Origin of the sequence: Mycobacterium yunnanensis (assembly GCF_025823185.1) — a bacterium.
GTDB lineage: Bacteria > Actinomycetota > Actinomycetes > Mycobacteriales > Mycobacteriaceae > Mycobacterium > Mycobacterium yunnanensis.
In genome coordinates this window covers 343,361-362,687 of record NZ_JACKVK010000013.1, presented here as the reverse complement: position 1 = coordinate 362,687, position 19,327 = coordinate 343,361, and the positions used below count along the sequence as shown (strand labels likewise).

Here is a 19,327-nt window from a genome sequence, read left to right as displayed (position 1 = left end):
CGATGACCTCCTTCCTCGTCCGCAGGTTCTCGACGGCCGTGCTGATCCTGCTGATCCTGTCGTTCGTCATCTTCCTGTTGCAGTCCGTGTCGCCCGGTGATCCCGCCCGTGCCTACGTCGGAGCCAACGCCTCCAACGAGATGGTGGCCGCCGAGCGGCAGCGCCTGGGCCTGAACGACCCGATGCTGCAACAGTTCACGCGATTCATCGGGGGACTGTTCACCGGTGACCTCGGCCGGTCGCTGCGCACCCGCCAACCCGTCACCGCCGACCTCGCCACCTACCTGCCGGCCACCGCCGAGCTCGTCGTGATCGCGTTCCTCATCGCGCTGGCGTTGGCCACGCTCTACGCCCTGTCGGGGGCGTTGCGGTGGCCGGGCGCCTCGGTGGGCCGCGGCGTCCTGCTGCTGTTGGCCACCGCGCCGCCGTTCCTGCTAGCCCTCGTCGGCATCATCGTGTTCTTCGGCCAACTCGGGTGGCTACCGGCCCGCGGTGTCGGCGACTTCCAGGACCCCGGCCCCTTTGGCATGCAGCTGGTCGACACGCTGATCCACGGACAGGCCGACGCCGTCGTCGACGCGCTGAAACACCTCGTCCTGCCAGCGGTGGTGCTGGCCATCGCCCCGGCGGTCGCGATCGGCCGGGTGTTCCGGTCGTCCCTGCAGAGCGTGCTGGGCGTCGACTACGTGCGCACCGCGCGCTCCAAGGGCATGAGCGAGACCCGCGTGGTGCTCCACCACGTGGTCCGCAACGCGATCGGCCCGGCGCTGTCGATGGCCGGTCTGCAACTCGGGTTCATGTTCGCCGGTGTGGTCGTCGTCGAGCAAATCTTCTCCTGGCCCGGTATCGGCAACTACCTCGCCGCGTCGATCCCGGTGGCCGACTTCCCGGCCATCGCGGGCGTGACGCTGGTGCTGGGAGCGATCTACGTCCTGTCCAACGTCGTCGTCGACCTGCTGCAAGCGGTCGCAGACCCCCGCATAGCCGCCGAATGAGAAGGAGCACCGTCATGTCCGAACCAGGAAAGATCGCCCGCCCGGGTATCCGAGGCGTCGTCGCCGCCTGTGCCGCACTCACTCTCGTCGTCGCGGGCTGTAGCTCCGGCACGCCGACGGGCGGCGGCGGAGGCGGGGGAGGCGGGGGTGCTCCCACGGACGGCACCCTCACCGTCGGCCTCCTCGGCGACATCGGCCAGCCGCCCGACCCCGACATCTACTACGCCAACAACGGCACGGCCATCATGATCAACGCCTACGAGGGTCTGGTGCAGTACGCGAACAACACCGACACCGTGAAGATCGCGCCGCGCCTGGCCGAGACGTGGGAAGTCAGCCCAACCAACGACGTGTACACCTTCCACCTGCGCAAGGGGGTGACGTTCCACGACGGCACCCCGTTCACCTCCGCCGCGGTCGACGTTGCCTTCAAGCGGCGCGTCGCCGTCAAGGGCGGCGCGGCGTACATGGTGCAGGGCGTCAAGAGCGTCGCCACCCCGGACGACTACACCGCCGTGATCACGCTCGACAAGCCGAACACCGCGTTCCTCAGCTACCTGGCCTCGCCGTTCGGCCCGAAGATGGAATCACCACAGGGCCTCACGGCCAACGCCGGCTCCGACGACGCCCAAACCTACCTTTCCTCACACGATTTGGGCACCGGCCCGTACCAGCTGACCACCGCGCAGACCGGCGTGAAGTACGAGATGACGCAGTACGACGGGTACTGGGGTCCGAAGTCACCGTTCAAGAAGATCGAATTGCCGGTCTACACAGACGAATCGGCGTTGGAGCTCGCGTTCGACAACGGCACCGTCGACACCATCGTGGCCGCGCTGCCGTCCTCCAGCCTGGACAAGTACGCCTCCAAGGACGGCGTCGCGAACTACTTCCTGCCGACCCTGCAGGGCGCCCTGGTGACGGTGAACTCGAGCCACGACTTCTTCAAGACCCCCGAGGCGCGGGTGGCCTTCCTCAAGTCGATCGACCAAGCCAAGCTGGTGAATCAGGTGCTGGGCAAGCGATCCGAGGTCGCCACGACGATGTACGCCAAGGGCATGATCCCGGGAGGGTCCGGTGTCGAAGACAAGCAGGCCATCAGTTACGACGCGAATGCCCTGAAGTCCTACGTCGCTGCCCTGCCGCCCAATGCACCCAAGACGCTGGTGATCGGCTACGCCAACGGCAACGTCAACGCGCAGTCGATGGCCAACCTGGTGGTGGCCAACCTACAGACCGACGGAATCACCGCCACTGCACAGGGTTACGACACGTCGACGGTGTTCGGGTGGATCAACAACCCGCCGTCGGGACCGGATGCGTTCATCGACGGGAACAACGGGCCCGACGGCGGCGACCCCTACATGTGGGGTCACGTGTTCTGGGACGCCTCGGGTGGCATCAACTACTTCGGATGCCAGTCCACGGAGGTCAACGACCTGCTGAACCAGGCCCTCGGTACCGGTGACATGAGCACCTACGTCAAGGCCGGGGATCTCTACGGGCAGACCGGGTGCTTCCTGAACCTGTCCTACAACAAGGACTGGGTGGTAGCGCAGAAGTGGCTCACCGGGGTGCCGGAAAGTCAGAACGTCGGTGCCAACGAGCTGAACTTCTCGTTGCTCGGCATCGGCGGGTGACCTCGGCGGGCGGGAGCGAAGCGACCGGGGGAGGGGCGTCCGACCTCCCGCCGCCCCCGTCGCTGTCCCGGCTGGTCTACTCCACGGTCCGGGAGCGGATCATCCTCGGGCAATATCCCCAGGGGAGTCGCCTGCCGGAGCAGCGAATCGGCGAAGAGCTCAACGTGTCTCGAGTACCCCTCCGTGAAGCGGTGCCCTGGCTCGAGCGCGACGGCTTCGTGCAGTCGCGGCCGCGCCGGGGCGCCGTGGTGGCCCAGTGGGACGCCAAGGCCATCGACGACCTGTTCGACGTGCGGCTCTCGCTCGAGGTTGGGGCGGCCCGGCTCGCGGCGAGGGAGGTCGGCAACGGGGGGAGCATCGACGCGCTGAACGAGGCGTTGGAGCAAGCGCAGCGGACGGTGGCCGACGGGGACGCGTACGCGATTGCCCGCACCAGCACCGCCTTTCACGAGGCGGTCATCGAGGTGTCGCGCAACGGACTCATGACGACGCTGATGCAGAACGTCTCGGGACGCATCACCTGGCTGTTCTATCTCACCAGCGGACTGCCCGCCGACGAGGCGTTCCACGACCACGTGCTGCTTCGGGACGCGATCGCCTCCGGCAACGAGCGGGTCGCCGAATCGGTGGCCTACGCTCACATCGAACGCGACCGGTTGCCGACGTTCGAGGCGATGCGGGGCCGCCTGGCCTAGACCGAATGGCCTGACCGTCAGCCGATCTCCGCCAGGGGCAGCGGGATCAGCGAGCCGGATCTGACCGTGGCCGACAACCGCTGTCGCGCAAGCGGGCTCCACGCCTGCACTGCGCAGAACGGTGCGCACTGGTCTTGGTCGGACCGCGTGCCCACGTGCACGCAACACTGGGTGAGCCGCTCCTCGATCATCGTGGACACGTCCATGAAGGGCTTGACCGTGATGCGCACGACCCGCTCGCCGAGCATGCGCCGCAGCCGTCGACGCCGTCCCGGCAGTCCCGAGGCGGCCAACGTCAACAGTGTCGAGAGCCCCAGATCGCAGCTCTCACAGATGCTTTGCCAGACCTCGGCCATCGAGGGATGCGACAGCGACGACTGCTCCGAGAGCAGCCCGAGCAACGACTCCCGCACGGCCAACCGCATCTCGCGTGGTACCTCGGAGTCGGCGATCCGGTTGGACACCAGCCCCAGATTCTCCTTCAGGCGGTCATGTCCCATCAGGGCGGTCAGGGAGCGCCACTGATCGGCGTCGTCGCGAATCATGTACCCGACCGAACAGCAGTGGGGATGAGAGCACGGCAAGGCCGTCAGATCCCGCCAGTCGACGAGTCCGCCCGTCTGCGGTCCGAGGCGCTTGAGCACGCCGGTGTGGGTCAGTCGGTCCATCGGATCGATGGCTCCGGAACGCCCGGAGCCGAATTGGGGCTGAATCGACACCCCGCTCACGTAGGGGGTGTCGAGGGCGAGCGTCACGACCTCGCCAATCTCGTCGTCGTTGACCCCGAGCGCCGCCGTCATCACCAAGGTGATGAAGATCTCGCGCTCGGACAGGCGTCGAATCGCATCCGCCTTGAGCCGGCGCAGGTCCCCGCCGCGGTGATGCCGTGAGGCCTCCGCGGACACGCCGTCGAACTGCAGGTAGACCTCGACGCGCTCACGGTGGCGGGTGAGCAGGTTCAGCAGGTCGTCGTCACGGGCGATGAGAAGTCCGTTGCTGTTGACCAGTATTCGCGTGACGGGGCGGCGGGCCAATTCGTCGAGCAATGCGGCGAGACCGGGGTGGACCGTGGGTTCCCCGCCGCTGAGCATCACGACGTCGAGCTTGCCGTTCTCACGCGCCAGTCTCTGGTCGACGTTGGCGAGGATGTCCTCGACGGGCACGACCCCGTGCAGATCCGGGCCGGAGTCGGTGAAGCAGGTCGGACACCGCAGATTGCACGCCTCGGTGACGTCGGTCAGCAGGATGCAGGTGTGCTGGGTCTGCATCTCGGGCAGGCCGCGCAGATACGCCGACGGGACCGGATCGAAGTTTCCCGCCACGTCGGGCATGTGGGCCTTGGTCGGCGCCGTCCACTCCTCCAGATAGGCAAGGATTTCGGGGTCTTCGTCATACATGGTGCGCACGAGGCCGTGGACGACGCACGCCCGTTCGAGCCAGACGGCGCCGTCGCGGGCGGCCAGCCAACCGGAGAGCCGCTCGACGTCGGCCAGCGGCCGATCCGGTCGTTCGGCGTGGCAGTGCGGACAGAACGCGGTGACGTAGCGCAGGATTCGGTCGGCGCGCAGCGGCATGCCCATGGGTCAGATTCCCCCGGTGTACATTTCGGGATTCAGGCCGGTGCAGTAACCGACGCTGACGACGGAGAGCAACGCCCAGCCGATCATCAGCCCCATCCCGAGGCCTCTGGCCCACGGCCGCCGCAGCGCGATCAGTCCCGCACCGCCGGCGAACGCGACGAGGGCGAGGACGGCGGCTCCGAACGCCACGCCCGACGGACCCCGGTTACCCGTCGTGGTGAGCACGATCAACCCGACGACCAGGTTGATCATCCCGAAGAGGAGAACGCCGACGACGGCCAGGCCGGCCACGGTGCCGCCGGAGTTCGACGGGGGCGGCGGGGGCAGCCAGCCGGGCGGTGGTGGTGGTTCGAACGGGGGACCGGTCATGATGGAACGCCCTGCCTTCCCAGTAGTCGGTCGTAGTGGCCATGCCGCCACCCGCTGCGCAACCGCACGCCAACTACGATCAGGCTGAGCAGCAGGAACCATTGTGGCCGTGTGAGATCGAGCCAGACCTCCTCGTTGGCGCGGGTGAACTCGACGAAGAAGCGAAAGACCGCGTACGCCGAGACGTAGAGGACGAAGAGCTCACCGGGGTGGGTGACGCGCGAGCGCAACCACAGCAGCACACCGAATGCGGCCAGCTGGAAGGCGATCTCGTAGGCAAAGGACGGATGCATGGCTTGGCCGGTGAGGCACCCCGGACACTCGGGTGTGGTCGCGGGCGCATGGATGCCCCACGGCAGACTGGTTGGCCGGCCGGGGGCCTCGGTGAGCAGACACCCGATGCGGCCGACCGCCATGCCAAGGGCGACGGCCGGCGCGAACAGGTCGCCGGTCTTCCCGCGGTATCCGATGATTCGCTTCGCGACGAGCACGCCCACGTAGGCGCCCAGCAGGCCGCCGAGGATGCTGCGCGAGCCAAAGGCCCACGCCTCGGCGAGAGTGGGATTCAGACGTGGATCGAGATGCTCGACGAGGCCGGAGAACCGCATTCCGAGGGCTCCGCCGACCAACGCGCCCGTGACGGCCACCAACGACTCCTCGCCCAGCGCGCCGCGTCGCCTGGCCTCGAGGACGAACACCACACTCGCGGCGAGGACCCCAAGGCCGACGAACACGCCGTGAACGGGCACGTCGAACCATCCGACGTGCCACCTCACCCCCATGGACCCACGGTAGTGCGGCATCGCGCTTAGCGGGTGTCGAATGCGGGGACCAGGCGCGGTCGGCCGGGGTGTGCGATCACGACGCAGTGGGTAGTCGAGGCGAATGCGACCACTGCGGGCAGTCGTCTCCGTCGTCGTGGCCGCTCTGGTGGCGGTGTCTTGTGCGCCTGCCCAACGCGTCGACCTTGGTCAGGGTTCGGGGAACCTCATTGCCGCCATCGCCGGAGAACCCGACCAGCTCGACCCTCAAAAGACCAGTGCGTACTTCTCCTTCGAGGTGTTGGAGAACGTGTTCGACACCCTCGTCGAACCCGACGCCAACCTCGAGATGAAGCCGGCGCTGGCCGAATCGTGGACGGTGTCACCGGATCAGTTGACCTGGACCTTCCGCGTGCGCCCCGGCGTCACCTTCCACGACGGCAGCCCGTTCACCGCCGCCGACGTCGTCTACTCCTACCGGCGGATCATCGACGACAAACTGTCCAACGTCGACAAGTTCAGCAGCGTCGCCGACGTCACCGCACCTGACGACGGCACCGTCGTGATGAGATTGAAGCGGCCAACGCCCAACCTGCTCACCAACATCGGCGGTTTCAAGGGCATGGCGATCGTCTCCCGCAAGAACGTCGAGAGCGGACAGATCGCGACGCACCCCGTGGGAACGGGTCCCTTCTCGTTCGTCTCGCAGAAGAGTGGTGACTCGATCGTCCTCAAGGCCAACCCGTCCTACTGGGGAGGCCCACCCAAGATTCCCGGCGTGACGTTCCAGTTCATCGCCGAACCCTCGACGGCCCTGTCGGCTCTGCAGGCCGGCGAGATCGACTGGACGGATTCGGTGCCCACACAACGACTCTCGCAGCTCGAGGGCGACGACTCGCTGCACCTCGCGGTCACGCCGAGCAACGACTACTGGTATCTCGCGCTCAACGAGGCCAAGGCGCCGTGGAACGACCCGCGGGTGCGCCAGGCCATCGCCTACGGCATCGACCGCCAGTCGATCGTGCAGGCCACCAGCTACGGCAGCGCCACCGCCAATCAGCTTGCCATCCCCAAGGGCAACCCCTGGTACACGCCCTACGACAAGTACCGCTACGACGTCGACGAGGCGAAGCGACTGCTCGACGACGCCGGTGCCCACCCTGATCGAATGGACCTGCTGGTCACCAGTGAATATCCGGAGACGGTGACCGCCGCGCAGGTCATCGCCGACAACCTCGGGCGGCTGGGCATCACCGTGAACATTCGCACCGTGGACTTCGCCACGTGGCTCGACGAACAGAATTCCGGCAACTTCGACATGCTCATGCTGGGCTGGCTCGGCAACATCGACCCCGACGACTTCTACTACGCGCAACATCACACCGGTGGGGCCAACAACGCGCAGAAGTTCTCCAACGCCGACGTCGACCGGCTACTCGACGCCGGACGGGTCGAAGTGAATCGGGAACGGCGCCAACGGGACTACGCCAAGGCCGCCACCATCATCGCCGACCAGGTGAGCTACATCTACCTCTACAATCCGTCGGTCATCCAGGCCTGGACGCCGAGACTGACGGGATACGAGGCCCGGCGCGACGGCGCGATCCGGTTCAAGACGGCCACCCTGGCCGCGGGGGATGCGCGATGAGCCGTCCGCTGCTGGTGTTCCTGGCCCGCCGGCTGGCCTACTCCCTGGTGGTCCTCCTCGGCGTGCTGGTCGTCGTCTTCGCCCTCGTGCAACTCGTACCCGGCGATCCGGTGCGCATCGCGTTGGGCACGCGCTACACGCCGCAGGCCTACGACGCGCTGAGATCGGCCAGCGGGCTCGACCGTCCACTGCTGCAACAGTTCCTCGGCTACGTCGGCTCGGCGCTGACCGGAAACCTGGGCGTCAGCTTCCGCAACGGCGAACCGGTCACCGACATCCTGCTCGAACGCTTGCCTGCCACCGCGTCCCTGGCCGCATTCGGCATCGTCGTCGCGCTGCTGATCGCGCTGCCCGCAGGCATCTACTCCGCGTTGCGCGAGGGCCGCGTCGGTGACGTCATCGTGCGCGTCACCAGCCAGTTCGGCGTCTCGATCCCCGACTTCTGGATGGGCATCCTGTTGATCGCGCTGTTCTCCACCACCCTCGGTTGGCTGCCGACCTCTGGATACCGGCCGCTGCGCGAGGATCCCGGCGGCTGGCTGAGCCACCTCGTGCTGCCCGGCCTCACCGTCGGACTGGTCGCGGCCGCCATCCTGACGAGGTACGTCCGCGCGGCCGTCCTCGAGGTGGCCTCGATGGGATACGTACGCACCGCCCGATCCAAGGGGCTCTCGCCCCGCGTGGTCACCCTGCGTCACACGGTCCGCAACGCATTGGTGCCGATCCTGACCATCACCGGGATCCAGCTCGCGACGATCCTCGGCGGCGTGATCGTCGTCGAGGTGGTGTTCGCCTGGCCGGGCCTCGGCCGGCTGGTGTTCAATTCCGTTGCCGCCCGGGATTATCCGGTGATCCAAGGCGCGGTGCTGCTGATCGCGGTCCTCTTCCTGGCGGTCAACCTGGTGGTGGACCTGCTCTACGCGGTCGTCGACCCGAGGATTCGGCTGTCATGACCGAACCGATCGTCGACGAGACGCCGACCGGGCGCGTGGGGACGCCGAGGCTGCTGCTGAGCAACCCCGTCACGGTGGCGGGTGCGGCCGTCCTGGTGGTCGTGCTGCTGATCGCCGTCGGGGCGTCCTGGCTCGCGCCGTATGGAATCAACGACGTCGACGTGCCCAGCGCCCTGCGAGGCCCCAGCGGTGCGCACTGGTTCGGGACCGACGAACTTGGTCGCGACGTGTTCTCGCGCGTCCTGGTCGCCATCCAGGCCTCCATGCAGGTCGCAATCGTCAGCGTGGCCTTCGCCGCGCTGGTCGGCGTCACCATCGGCGTGGTGGCGGGCTATCGCGGTGGCTGGTTGGACACGGTCGTCATGCGCGTCGTGGACGTCATGTTCGCCTTCCCCGTGCTGCTGCTGGCGCTGGCCATCGTGGCCGTCCTCGGGCCGGGTGTCACCACCACGACCCTCGCGATCGGCGTGGTCTACACACCGGTCTTCGCCCGCGTGGCCCGCGCCAGCACCCTCGGCGTCCGCGTCGAACCGTTCGTCCAGGTCTCGCGCAGCATGGGCACCGGGCATCGGTACGTCCTGGTGCACCACGTCCTGCCCAACATCTCGGGCCCCCTGATCGTCCAGACGTCTCTGTCGCTGGCGTTCGCGATCCTGTCGGAGGCGGCCCTGTCCTTCCTTGGCCTCGGCATCCAACCGCCGGAACCGTCCCTGGGCCGGATGATCTTCGACGCCCAGGGCTTCGTCACCCTGGCGTGGTGGATGGCGGTGTTCCCCGGTGCGGCGATCTTCGTCATCGTGCTGGCCTTCAACCTCGTCGGGGACGGACTCCGCGACGTGCTCGACCCCAAGCAGCGCACGCAGGCCGAAGCGCGGAGGAGTCGATGAACACGCCCGTGCTGACCGTCGAGGACCTCCGCGTCCGCATCGCGGGCCGCGAGATCGTGCACGGTGTGTCGCTGACCGTGCGGCGCGAGCAGGTCCTCGGCATCGTCGGCGAATCCGGTTCGGGCAAGTCGATGACGGTGCTCGCGGCCACCGGCCTGCTCGACGCACCCGGCGCTGTCACCACCGGCTCCAGTGTGCTTGCCGGAGAAGCCGATTCGGTGCAACTCGTCGGGGCCGCCCCGCGGACGCTGCGCGGCGTGCACGGTGGTCGAATCGGCTTCGTCTTCCAGGACCCGGGCACCTCGCTCAACCCGCTGCTCACTTTGGAACGCCAGATCACCGAATCCCTCGAGGCGCATCGGCACCCGACGCGACGGGAGGCCCGGGCCAGGGCGTTGCACCTCCTCGAGGCGGTGGGTCTGCCCAACGCCGAGGATCGGCTGCAGTCCTATCCGCACCAGCTGTCCGGTGGGCAGCGGCAACGCGTCATGATCGCCATCGCGCTGGCGTGTGACCCCGAACTGCTCGTCGCCGACGAGCCCACCACATCCCTCGACGTCACCACCCAGGCGCAGATCGTCGACCTCGTCGGTGGCCTGCAGCGCGACTTCGGCACGGCCGTGGTGTGGATCAGCCACGATCTCGGCGTCATCGGACAGGTCGCCGACGACGTGACCGTCCTGCACGACGGCGAGGTGGTCGAGCAGGCCACCGTGCTCGACGTGTTCGACCACCCGCAGCAGCCCTACACCCGCCGGCTGCTCGACGCCCGACCGCTGATCGGGTCGGACGGTCCACCGCCCGTGCCCGACGATGCCGCCGTCCTGCTCGAGGTGACCGACCTCGCGGTCCGCTTCCCGGTCAGCACCCCGCGCGGCACGTCGACCGTCCACGCGGTCGAGGATCTGTCGTTCCGCATCCGCCGCGGCTCGACACTGGGCCTCGTGGGGGAGTCCGGGTCGGGCAAGTCGACCGTCGCCGCCGCGCTGACCGGGCTGGTCCGGCCCCACGCCGGCCACGTCGAGCTCGACGGCGTCGACGTGCTGGCGGTGAAGTCTCGCGCCGAGCGGTCTTTACGCCGGCGCATCGGGCTCGTGTTGCAGGACCCGTTCGCCTCGCTGAACCCGCGCATGCCGATCGCCGCGTCGGTCGGGGAGCCTCTCGTGGTGCATGGCCTCGCGAAGGGCAAGGCCGGTCGCCGCGCTCGGATCGCGGAATTGCTCGACCTGGTCGGCTTGCCGTCGGCGTTCGCCACGCGGTACCCGCACGAACTGTCCGGTGGTCAGCGACAGCGGGTGAGCATCGCCCGGGCGCTGGCACTGGAACCCGACCTGATGATCCTCGACGAGTCGACTGCCTCCCTCGACGTGTCGGTGCAGGCGCAGGTGCTCGAACTGCTGGCCGACCTGCAGCACCGGTTGGGTCTGACCTTCCTGTTCATCGGTCACGACCTGGCCGTGATCCAGCAGGTCAGCCATGACGTCCTGGTCATGCGGGCGGGTCGGTCGGTCGAATACCGCCCGGCCGCCGACCTGTTCGCCGAGCCGCGCGAGGAGTACACCCGTGCGCTGCTGGCGGCCGTGCCGCCGACCCGTCCGCGGGTGTAACGAATAGGTCCTCACAGCGATGTCCTTGGTGAGGATTGCTGCAGTGGTCACCGGTCTGCGACCGGTGTGGGGGAGAAGATCGTAAGGAGTCGACCCACGATGGGTGCACCGTTGAAGATTTGTTCCGCCCGAACCGCCTGCGCCGTGCTGGCCTCCGGTGTGGTGATTTCACTGACCGCGCTGACCGGCGGCGTGGCGCCCGCCTTCGCCAAGCCGGGGGACGACCCTTCGGTTCCGACCACGACGATCGTGCCGGAGCCCGTCGCGCCCCAGGCCCCCCAGGAACAACCGGCCAAGCCCGACAAGCCCGTCGAGAAGGCTCCGGCCGCCGACGTTCCCGCGGCCGTGCCCACCGCCGAGGCGCCGCCGGTGGCCGTGCAGCCCTCTGCCGAGCCCACCGTCGACGCGCCCAAGCAGACCCGCGCACCCGAGCCCGTCGCCCCCGAACCGGCACCGGAGCCCGACCCCACTCCCGCGAGCACCGCGCCTGCCCCGCAGCGCGAGGCGCCCGTGACCTCGACGACGAAGAGCCCGACGACCTCCACGCCCGCCGCCACCAGCGCTCCTGCGCCGTCGTCCTCGTCGGCCACGGCCCCGTCGGCGGCGAACCCCTCGTCGGCGGCGTCCACGGCGCCGGAGACCACGGGCAGTTCTGCCGCGGCGAAGACCGATCCCGCGGCGCCCTCGTCGGCCGGCGAGTCGCCCGAGTCCTCGTCAGCGTCCACGACCGCCGGGCGTCCAAGTGACAGCGAGTCCTCCTCGTCGGAGTCGTCGTCGGAATCCTCGACCACGTCCTCGGCTGAGGGCAGCGGCAGCGAGCAGAGGTCCTCGGAGTCGTCGAAGTCCTCTGAGTCGTCGTCGGGGTCGTCGTCGGAATTCTCATCGTCGGCCGCGGCGTTCCCCAAGGTGATCGAGAAGGTCGCACCGCAGACCCTCGAGGCGCCCGAAGCCGACGTGCAGGTCGCCAAGACCGCCAAGGTGGTCGAGGAGAAGCCGACCGTCGCCGCGCCGCAGGACATTCAGAACGTCGCACGCATCATCGACCTGCCGAACCGCGATCTCGACCCGCTGGACCTCAACCGCCGGCGCGACGACGACCAGGTGCGGCTCGCCGGTGGCTGGGACCGCAACGTGCGCCAGTGGCGGCCGGACTGGGTGCAGTACGACGAGTTCTACCGCCCCGTGCTGAGCAACCCCTACCGCGACCCGGTGCGCATCGTCTACGTCTACCAAAATGCGCCGCGGGTGGCGTTCATCCCGCCGCTGGGCAGGATCGTCCTGGAGGTGGCCCAGTACGCCGCCTACAGCTTCACCGCGGTGGTCACCAACACCATCAACCAGGCGGTGAACGTCGCGGTCGGCAGCTTCTTCGGTGGCGGCTTCTTCCCCGGCGTCGGGCTGCCCCTTCCGCCTCCGCCGCCGGCCCTCGTGAACTACGCCAACGTGCCGGTTCAGGTGCGCTACCCGGACGCGACGTATCAGCCGTTCCGGGTGTCGAAGATCGTCGACGTGGGCCCGGACCGTCAGTTCGGTGAGCAGAAGGTGCTCCTCGACGGAGTCACCCCCGCGTGGGGTGAGTGGAGGCAAACACCCAGTGGCGAGCGGAGTTTCGAGGTCCACAAGACCCAGCAGTTCCCGGGTCTGGACGATCCGCGGCCGGGACCGCTGCCGGGGGACTACCAGCTGACGTTGGCGTCCGACGAGTCGCCGTCGGGCATGAACAAGCGCGACGTCTACCTGATCGCGGTGGCCGTGGCGTGTGGCGCGCTGAGCATCGGAGCCGTGGCGCTCGCGGTGTTCATGGGCCGCCGTCGGCGCCCGCTGCACTAGGTCCCACGACGACGAATGGCCGCCGAGTCTCGCGACTCGGCGGCCATCGTCGTCTCCGACGGTCTTAGGGCGTGACTTCCCAGTTCCAGATGGACATGTCGCCGCGGGGGTAATTCATGCAGACGTCGGTGGCCTTGGCCACGACGCCCTTGTTGTTGAAGAAGAGCTTGGCCCAGTTGCCCCAGTGGGTGGCCACGTTCTCGTAGTAGACGTTGGTGGCGGTGTCCTCGGAGTACTGGCGGCGGGCGACGGGGTCCAGGGAGAAGAACCAGTGGATGCGGTCGAAGGCCTGTTGGCCCAGTTGCCCCAGTGGGTGGCCACGTTCTCGTAGTAGACGTTGGTGGCGGTGTCCTCGGAGTACTGGCGGCGGGCGACGGGGTCCAGGGAGAAGAACCAGTGGATGCGGTCGAAGGCCTGCTGCTGGACGTCGGCGGGGCGGTTACTGCGGTCGATCATGTAGCGCTCGAAGTACACCGGGCTGGTGTCGCGGGCGGCGGCCATGTACTGCTCGGTGTCGCAGGTGGTGACGATCATCCGGTGCGGGATGGGGAAGTCGTCGGTGGCGTCGGCGGNTCGATCATGTAGCGCTCGAAGTACACCGGGCTGGTGTCGCGGGCGGCGGCCATGTACTGCTCGGTGTCGCAGGTGGTGACGATCATCCGGTGCGGGATGGGGAAGTCGTCGGTGGCGTCGGCGGACGCAGGCCCCGCCAGAGACGTCGCGACGACGCCACACGAGGCAGCCGCCAAAGCAGTCCGCAAGGCGATGGTGCGCAGACCATTCTTCATGTTCGTTCTCCTCAAACTGATGGGGCGGGGTCGGTCTTGGTGCTCGGGCTGGGCCACGGTTGCGGCAAGGGTCGCTGTCGGACCGGGGTCGGCCACCAGAACCACTTGCCGAGCATCGCCGCGATGGCCGGCGTCATGAACGACCGGACCACCAGGGTGTCGAACAGCAGGCCGAGACCAATCGTGGTGCCGACCTGTCCGATGACGGTCAGACTGCTGACCGCCATGGACATCATGGTGAACGCGAACACCAGACCGGCCGAGGTCACCACGGAGCCGGTGCCGCCCATGGATCTGATGATGCCGGTGTTGAGGCCCGCGTGTATCTCTTCCTTGAAGCGAGAGACCAACAGCAGGTTGTAGTCGGCGCCGACCGCCAACAGGATGATCACGGACATCGCCATCACCATCCAGTGCAGTTCGGTGCCCAGGAAGTGCTGCCAGATGAGCACCGACAGACCGAACGAGGCGCCTAGCGACAGCACCACGGTGCCGACGATCACCGCCGACGCGACCACCGCCCTGGTGATGAGCAGCATGATGATGAAGATCAGTGCGAGAGAAGCGATCCCGGCGATGAGCAGGTCGTAGGTGTTGCCGTCGGACATGTCCTTGAACGTCGCGGCGGTGCCCGCGAGGTAGATCCTGGACCCCTCCAGCGGGGTGCCCTTGATGGCTTCCTTGGCGGCCTGCTTGATGGATTCGATGTGCGAGATGCCCTCTTCGCTCATCGGGTCGCCCTCGTGGCTGATGATGAACCGCACCGAGTGCCCGTCGGGCGAGATGAAGTTCTTCATACCCTTCTTGAACTCGGCGTTGTCGAAGATCTCCGGCGGCAGGTAGAACGAGTCGTCGTTCTTGGATGCGTCGAACGCCTCGCCCATCGCGGACTGGTTCTCCTGCATCGCGGCCATCTGATCCGACATGCCCTTTTGGGTCTGATACATCGTCAGCATCATGGTCTTCATCGACTTCATGGTCGCCAGCATCGGCGGCAGCGACGCCAACAGCTGCGGCATCAACCGGTCGAGCGCGTCGAGGTTGGTGACGAGGCCGCCCAGCTGATCGCTTAGGGCGTCGATGCCGTCGAGGGTGTCGAACACCGACCGCGTCGCCCAGCACAACGGGATGTCGTAGCAGTGCGGCTCCCAGTACAGGTAGGCGCGGATGGGCCGGAAGAAGTCGTCGAAGTTGGCGATGTTGTCGCGTAGCTCGTTGGTCGTGGCGACCATGTCCTTGGTCTTCAGCGTCAGGTCGTGGGTGACGTCGTTGAGCTGCTTCATCAGGACCAGCATGTGTTCGAGGTTCTCGATCATGCCCTGCATCTCGTCGGCCTGCTTGAGCATGCTGGCGAATGAATCCTGTTGGTACTTCAGGTTCATCTGCTGCGTGGTGCCCTGCATGCTGATCTGGAACGGGATCGAGGTGTGCTCGATCGGCGTACCCAGCGGCCGGGTGATGGCCTGCACGCGTCCGATGCCCGGGGTCTTGAAGACGGCCTTGGCGATCTTGTCGATCACCAGGAAGTCTGCCGAGTTCCGCAGGTCGTGGTCGCTCTCGACCATCAACAGCTCGGGATTCAACCGGGCCTGGGAGAAGTGTCGGTCGGCGGCGGCATAGCCCTCGTTGGCAGGCAAGTCGGCGGGCAGGTAGTTGCGGTCGTTGAAGTTGGTGCGGTAGCCCGGCAGCGTCAACAATCCGACCAGGGCCAGCGCGATCGTCGCCACCAGGATCGGGCCCGGCCAGCGGACCACGATGGCGCCGATCTTGCGCCACCCGCGGGTACGCAACGCGCGCTTGGGCTCCAGCAGCCCGAAGCGGCTGGCGATGGTGACCACTGCGGGGCCCAGTGTCAGCGCGCAGGCCACCACGATCATCATGCCGATCGCGAGCGGCACGCCGAGGGTCTGGAAGTAGGGCAGCCGGGTGAAGCTCAGGCAGAACGTGGCTCCCGCGATGGTCAAACCCGAGCCCAGCACGACGTGCGCCGTGCCGTTGAACATCGTGTAGTAGGCGTCTTCCTTGTCCTCGCCCAGACTTCGGGCCTCTTGATATCGGCCCAGCAGGAAGATGGCGTAGTCGGTCGCCGCGGCGATGGCGAGGGTGACGAGCAGGTTCGTCGCGAACGTCGACAGACCGATGATGTCGTAGTAGCCCAGGAACGCGACGATGCCGCGCGCTGCCGACAGTTCCAGCACCACCATGACCAACGTGATCAGTACCGTCACGATCGACCGGTAGACCAACAGCAGCATCACGATGATGACGGTGAACGTCACGCCCTCGATCAGCTTGAGGCTCTTGTCACTGGCGATGTTCTGGTCGGCCGAGAGCGCTGCGGGGCCGGTGACGTAGGCCTTGATGCCGTCGGGTGGCGTCAGGTTGCCGACGATCTTCTGGACGGCCTCGACCGAGTCGTTGGCGAGCGCCTCACCCTGGTTGCCCGCCAGGTACACCTGGACGTACATCGCCTTGCCGTCGCTGCTCTGCGAGCCTGCCGCCGAGAGCGGGTCGCTCCACATGTCGTTGACGTGCTCGACGTGCTTGGTGTCGGCCTCGAGGTCCTTGACCATGCCGTCGTAGAAGTCGTGCGCGGACTGGCCGAGCTTGTCCTTGCCCTCCAGCACGATCATGACCGAGCTGTTGGACTTGAATTCCTTGAACGTCTCGCCGATGTGCTGCATCGCGATGACCGACGGCGCGTCGTTGGGGCTCATCGACACCGAGCGCAGCTTGCCGACCGCTTCGAGCTGGGGGACCAGCACGTTGCCGAGGGCGATGATGACGATCCAGGCCAGGATGATCGGCACGGCGAAGGTGCGGATGAAGCGCGGCAGCCGGTGGCGGGTGGGGTTCACCGCGGGGCCGGAGGTCGGGATCGCGTCCGTCGTCGGTTCGTGGTCGACGGGACGGTGATCGGGTTCGGTCATGCGTTCTTCGCCAGGCAGAAGGTCTGGGCGTTCACGCCCGTCGTCGTCCGCTCGTCCTTGACCTCGTCGTCGACGGTGATCCGGCACGTGATGGAGCTGCCGTCGCCCTGGGCGACGACGTTGGGCAGGACCGACGGGGCGGTGGTGCTCAGCGTCAACGACCACGGCAGAGCGGTGCCGTCGAGCCGGACCGGCTTGGAGTCCAAATCGAGGTAGTTGATGTCGGCGTAGCTACCGGTACCGAAGATCTCGTACTTGACGACCTTGGGGTTGAAGGGCTCGGCGTCGTCGGCGAAGTTCTTCGGCGTGACCAGGATCGGGTTCATGCCGAAGAACGTGCGCACGCGGTGGACGGTGAAGCCGGCGATCACGACGACGATCACGATCACGATCGGGATCCACGCCCTGCGCAAAACCTTGGTCATAACCCCTGCCCGGAACATTCCTGAGATTGAAATGAGAGATTAGCCCATATAACTGTATGGTGGGGAATCGCGGACTGCGACGGCGACGCCGCATGGACGTGACGTGGTACACAACCGTTTCACTGTGTGATCCAGACGTTCCGGGTCACTCTCTCGCGCAGCACATTCGAGATCGAAGGATGGGATCCGGACTATGAAGGCCTTGACGCGTACTGGACTGTTCTCGGCGCTTGCGGCGTGCTCGATGATGGTGGCCGCGGTGGCCCCCGCCAATGCCGATCCGGACACCGACTTCGCCAACGAGCTGCACGTGTACGGGATCTACGGACCCAAGGACTACAACGCCTGGATCGGCAAGATCGAGTGCAAACGGTTGCGGACCGGGCTGGACGCCAATGCCAACGAGGCGGCGGTGTTCCTCAAGACCAACCTGCCGCGGGGAACCTCCGAGCAGGGGATCTACCAGTTCCTGTCGGCGGGGATCAACTACTACTGCCCCGATCAGCGTCCGGTGGTGGACAGCCTGGCGGGCCAGCCGCAGGCCTCACCGGCGCCGGTTGGCGCGCCGTTGCCCGCCGAGCAGGGCTGAGCAAGCCCCTACCGTCACGCCGCGGTCTCGTCCTCGGGTGCGAGGAGCAGCCTGGTGTGCGGGGCCGTGCCTCACCCGCGCCCTTGCCCGTCGAGCAGTGCTGAGAAAGCCGCGCTCGTCACGCCGCGCTTTCGTCATCCGGTACGAGCACAGCCTGGCGTGCCGGGCCATACCTCACCCGCGCCGTTGCCCGCCGAGCAGGGTTGAGCAAGCCCCGCTCGTCACGCCGCGGTCTCGTCCTCGGGTGCGAGTAATCGCTCGGGGTGGTGGAGGTAGTTGACGCGGGCTTGGCCCACGTCGAGTCCCGGGGGCGGGATCCACTGCACCACCCCGTCCTTGAGTTGGACGGTCCAGCCGTTTTCGGCGAGGCGGTTGTCCCCGCCGCAAGCGAACGTGACGTCGTCGACGTCGGTCAACCCGTTCTTGGCCCACCCGGTCATGTGGTGCACCTGGGTGCCGTACCCGGGGACGCTGCAGCCCGGTTTGGTGCAGCCGCGGTCTCTCGCGTGCAGCACGATCCGCTGCCCGACTGAAGCGAGGCGCTTGGTGCGGCCGAGGTAGAGCGCTTCGTTGGTGTGCTTGTCGAACACCGCCAGATAGTGGTGAGCGTGCGACGCCATCCGGATCAGATCGGCCATGGGGAGCAGGGACCCGCCCCCGGTGACACCCGACCCGGTTCCGTTCTCGAGGTCCTGCAGGGTGGTGGAGACGATGACGGTGACCGGTAACCCGTTGTGCTGACCCAGTTCCCCTGAGGACAGCACGCTTCGGCCGATCGCGATCAACGCGTCGTGGTTGCGTTGGGTCGCGGTGCGGTCGTCATCGTCGATCTGCTCTTGGGACGGTGTGCCGGAGGTTCTCGGTTCGTGGTCGGCCGGGTTGCACATCCCCGGGGCCGCGTACTTGGACAGGATCGGTTCGATCGTCGCGCGGGCTTCGGGGTCCAACAGCCCGGTGAACGGGGTCATCCCGTCGGCCTGCTGCTTGCCCAACCGCAGGTAGCGCTTACGGGCGCGTTCGACGTCGTCGGGTTTCGGGCCGTCCTGGTCGATGGCGGTCATTAGTTTCCTGGCCGTGTTGCCCAGTTCGTCCGGGCCGGTGCCCGACCCGATGTGCACCAACGTCTTCTCCGACAGTTCCCGCACCTCGGGGTCCACCCACCCGGGCAGCTTGTCCAGAAACCCACGAATCACCGACACGTGTTCGGGCCCCAGCATCCCGTGGGCTTGAGCATCGGCTGTCGGTGCCAACTTGGGCGCCAGCGGCTGCCCGTTCATGGCCGTCCGCGGCCCGAGATCCTCGGCCTCGCACAGCCGTCGGCGGACTTCCTTGCCGGAGATGCGCAACCGTTGCGTGAGAACGCTTCCCAGTGATTTGGCGCCCAGTTCGGTGGGGGACGCTTCGCGGTGCAGTCGGGCGATGACCCGGTGCCCTACCGTGGGCAGCTGCCAAGTCACGGTCTCCAATTCGCCGAGCAGCTCGACCAGTTCGAGGTGGGTGAACTGGTCACAGTCCAGGGCGACGAGTTCGGCGACGGCAGCACGGATTCCCGCGACTGCTGCGGTGACCCGATCCGAACTCATACTCGAACACTAGTACGAGCCACCGACAAGACAATCGACGATGTGAC

At 67.2% G+C, this 19,327-nt stretch carries 17 protein-coding genes and 1 pseudogene; 9 read left to right on the top strand and 9 right to left on the bottom strand.

Features of this window, described 5'->3' with window-relative positions; genetic code table 11:
* Nucleotides 1-2 precede the first annotated feature (2 nt).
* The 3 genes from H7K45_RS25360 to H7K45_RS25350 are packed head-to-tail and all read left to right on the top strand — an operon-like array spanning nucleotide 3 to nucleotide 3,330.
* Nucleotides 3-995, top strand: a complete 993-nt coding sequence (locus tag H7K45_RS25360; RefSeq protein ID WP_263998829.1) for an ABC transporter permease — start codon at nucleotides 3-5, stop codon at nucleotides 993-995.
* A 14-nt stretch (nucleotides 996-1,009) separates the two neighbouring features.
* Nucleotides 1,010-2,635, top strand: a complete 1,626-nt coding sequence (locus H7K45_RS25355; RefSeq protein ID WP_263998828.1) for an ABC transporter substrate-binding protein — start codon at nucleotides 1,010-1,012, stop codon at nucleotides 2,633-2,635.
* Nucleotides 2,632-3,330 (top strand): GntR family transcriptional regulator, encoded by a 699-nt coding sequence (locus tag H7K45_RS25350; protein WP_263998827.1) that lies wholly within the window; start codon nucleotides 2,632-2,634, stop codon nucleotides 3,328-3,330. Before H7K45_RS25355 ends, H7K45_RS25350 begins: the two co-directional genes overlap by 4 nt.
* A 17-nt stretch (nucleotides 3,331-3,347) precedes the next feature.
* Here H7K45_RS25350 and H7K45_RS25345 read toward each other — a convergent pair whose 3' ends face one another.
* From H7K45_RS25345 to H7K45_RS25335, 3 genes are read right to left on the bottom strand one after another with little or no spacing between them, the layout of a single operon-like run.
* A complete protein-coding gene (locus H7K45_RS25345; protein WP_263999317.1) occupies nucleotides 3,348-4,904 on the bottom strand; it encodes a radical SAM protein in 1,557 nt (518 codons plus the stop codon).
* A 9-nt stretch (nucleotides 4,905-4,913) separates the two neighbouring features.
* Nucleotides 4,914-5,279, bottom strand: coding sequence for a hypothetical protein (locus H7K45_RS25340; protein WP_263998826.1), 366 nt, complete (start codon nucleotides 5,277-5,279; stop codon nucleotides 4,914-4,916).
* The gene (locus H7K45_RS25335) at nucleotides 5,276-6,061 is read right to left on the bottom strand and encodes a prolipoprotein diacylglyceryl transferase (protein WP_263998825.1); all 786 of its coding nucleotides are present in this window, start codon (nucleotides 6,059-6,061) and stop codon (nucleotides 5,276-5,278) included. The genes H7K45_RS25340 and H7K45_RS25335 overlap by 4 nt, the downstream gene beginning before the upstream one ends.
* Before the next feature lie 103 nt (nucleotides 6,062-6,164).
* On the opposite strand from H7K45_RS25335, the gene H7K45_RS25330 reads away from it, so the two are divergent.
* From H7K45_RS25330 to H7K45_RS25315, 4 genes are read left to right on the top strand one after another with little or no spacing between them, the layout of a single operon-like run.
* Nucleotides 6,165-7,688: an ABC transporter substrate-binding protein gene (locus tag H7K45_RS25330; protein WP_263998824.1), complete on the top strand. Its 1,524-nt coding sequence runs from the start codon at nucleotides 6,165-6,167 to the stop codon at nucleotides 7,686-7,688.
* Nucleotides 7,685-8,641 (top strand): ABC transporter permease, encoded by a 957-nt coding sequence (locus tag H7K45_RS25325; protein WP_263998823.1) that lies wholly within the window; start codon nucleotides 7,685-7,687, stop codon nucleotides 8,639-8,641. Before H7K45_RS25330 ends, H7K45_RS25325 begins: the two co-directional genes overlap by 4 nt.
* A complete protein-coding gene (locus tag H7K45_RS25320; RefSeq protein ID WP_263998822.1) occupies nucleotides 8,638-9,528 on the top strand; it encodes an ABC transporter permease in 891 nt (296 codons plus the stop codon). Before H7K45_RS25325 ends, H7K45_RS25320 begins: the two co-directional genes overlap by 4 nt.
* Nucleotides 9,525-11,135 (top strand): ABC transporter ATP-binding protein, encoded by a 1,611-nt coding sequence (locus H7K45_RS25315; protein ID WP_263998821.1) that lies wholly within the window; start codon nucleotides 9,525-9,527, stop codon nucleotides 11,133-11,135. The genes H7K45_RS25320 and H7K45_RS25315 overlap by 4 nt, the downstream gene beginning before the upstream one ends.
* 47 nt (nucleotides 11,136-11,182) lie before the next feature.
* Here the strand turns inward: H7K45_RS25315 and H7K45_RS25310 are convergent, their stop codons facing one another.
* The gene (locus H7K45_RS25310) at nucleotides 11,183-12,040 is read right to left on the bottom strand and encodes a hypothetical protein (protein ID WP_263998820.1); all 858 of its coding nucleotides are present in this window, start codon (nucleotides 12,038-12,040) and stop codon (nucleotides 11,183-11,185) included.
* Nucleotide 12,041: 1 nt separating this feature from the next.
* On the opposite strand from H7K45_RS25310, the gene H7K45_RS25305 reads away from it, so the two are divergent.
* Nucleotides 12,042-12,965: a hypothetical protein gene (locus H7K45_RS25305; protein WP_263998819.1), complete on the top strand. Its 924-nt coding sequence runs from the start codon at nucleotides 12,042-12,044 to the stop codon at nucleotides 12,963-12,965.
* Nucleotides 12,966-13,029: 64 nt separating this feature from the next.
* Here H7K45_RS25305 and H7K45_RS31720 read toward each other — a convergent pair.
* The 4 genes and pseudogenes from H7K45_RS31720 to H7K45_RS25285 form a co-directional block, all read right to left on the bottom strand.
* A pseudogene (locus H7K45_RS31720) lies at nucleotides 13,030-13,535 on the bottom strand (DUF5078 domain-containing protein); the annotation flags it as partial.
* Nucleotides 13,496-13,624 (bottom strand): DUF5078 domain-containing protein, encoded by a 129-nt coding sequence (locus H7K45_RS31715; protein ID WP_372512666.1) that lies wholly within the window; start codon nucleotides 13,622-13,624, stop codon nucleotides 13,496-13,498. The pseudogene H7K45_RS31720 and the gene H7K45_RS31715, both read right to left, overlap by 40 nt.
* A 140-nt stretch (nucleotides 13,625-13,764) precedes the next feature.
* On the bottom strand, nucleotides 13,765-16,683 hold the full coding sequence (locus H7K45_RS25290; RefSeq protein ID WP_263998818.1) for an MMPL/RND family transporter: 2,919 nt from the start codon (nucleotides 16,681-16,683) through the stop codon (nucleotides 13,765-13,767).
* The gene (locus H7K45_RS25285; RefSeq protein ID WP_263998817.1) at nucleotides 16,680-17,108 is read right to left on the bottom strand and encodes an MmpS family transport accessory protein; all 429 of its coding nucleotides are present in this window, start codon (nucleotides 17,106-17,108) and stop codon (nucleotides 16,680-16,682) included. Before H7K45_RS25285 ends, H7K45_RS25290 begins: the two co-directional genes overlap by 4 nt.
* 202 nt (nucleotides 17,109-17,310) lie before the next feature.
* Here H7K45_RS25285 and H7K45_RS25280 point away from each other — a divergent pair, with 202 nt between their 5' ends.
* Entirely contained in the window at nucleotides 17,311-17,697 is a 387-nt protein-coding gene (locus H7K45_RS25280; protein WP_372512637.1) for a DUF732 domain-containing protein, read from the top strand.
* Nucleotides 17,698-17,918: 221 nt separating this feature from the next.
* Here the strand turns inward: H7K45_RS25280 and H7K45_RS25275 are convergent, their stop codons facing one another.
* The gene (locus tag H7K45_RS25275) at nucleotides 17,919-19,280 is read right to left on the bottom strand and encodes an HNH endonuclease signature motif containing protein (protein WP_263998816.1); all 1,362 of its coding nucleotides are present in this window, start codon (nucleotides 19,278-19,280) and stop codon (nucleotides 17,919-17,921) included.
* Nucleotides 19,281-19,327: the final 47 nt, after the last annotated feature.

What these genes read in the sequence shown, in the direction of transcription:
- H7K45_RS25360 (WP_263998829.1), top strand. Translation starts at nt 3, where the DNA reads ATGACCTCCTTCCTCGTCCGCAGGTTCTCGACGGCCGTGCTGATCCTG.
- H7K45_RS25355 (WP_263998828.1), top strand. Translation starts at nt 1,010, where the DNA reads ATGTCCGAACCAGGAAAGATCGCCCGCCCGGGTATCCGAGGCGTCGTC.
- H7K45_RS25345 (WP_263999317.1), bottom strand. Translation starts at nt 4,904, where the DNA reads ATGCCGCTGCGCGCCGACCGAATCCTGCGCTACGTCACCGCGTTCTGT.
- H7K45_RS25340 (WP_263998826.1), bottom strand. Translation starts at nt 5,279, where the DNA reads ATGACCGGTCCCCCGTTCGAACCACCACCACCGCCCGGCTGGCTGCCC.
- H7K45_RS25335 (WP_263998825.1), bottom strand. Translation starts at nt 6,061, where the DNA reads ATGGGGGTGAGGTGGCACGTCGGATGGTTCGACGTGCCCGTTCACGGC.
- H7K45_RS25330 (WP_263998824.1), top strand. Translation starts at nt 6,165, where the DNA reads ATGCGACCACTGCGGGCAGTCGTCTCCGTCGTCGTGGCCGCTCTGGTG.
- H7K45_RS25325 (WP_263998823.1), top strand. Translation starts at nt 7,685, where the DNA reads ATGAGCCGTCCGCTGCTGGTGTTCCTGGCCCGCCGGCTGGCCTACTCC.
- H7K45_RS25320 (WP_263998822.1), top strand. Translation starts at nt 8,638, where the DNA reads ATGACCGAACCGATCGTCGACGAGACGCCGACCGGGCGCGTGGGGACG.
- H7K45_RS25315 (WP_263998821.1), top strand. Translation starts at nt 9,525, where the DNA reads ATGAACACGCCCGTGCTGACCGTCGAGGACCTCCGCGTCCGCATCGCG.
- H7K45_RS25290 (WP_263998818.1), bottom strand. Translation starts at nt 16,683, where the DNA reads ATGACCGAACCCGATCACCGTCCCGTCGACCACGAACCGACGACGGAC.
- H7K45_RS25285 (WP_263998817.1), bottom strand. Translation starts at nt 17,108, where the DNA reads ATGACCAAGGTTTTGCGCAGGGCGTGGATCCCGATCGTGATCGTGATC.
- H7K45_RS25275 (WP_263998816.1), bottom strand. Translation starts at nt 19,280, where the DNA reads ATGAGTTCGGATCGGGTCACCGCAGCAGTCGCGGGAATCCGTGCTGCC.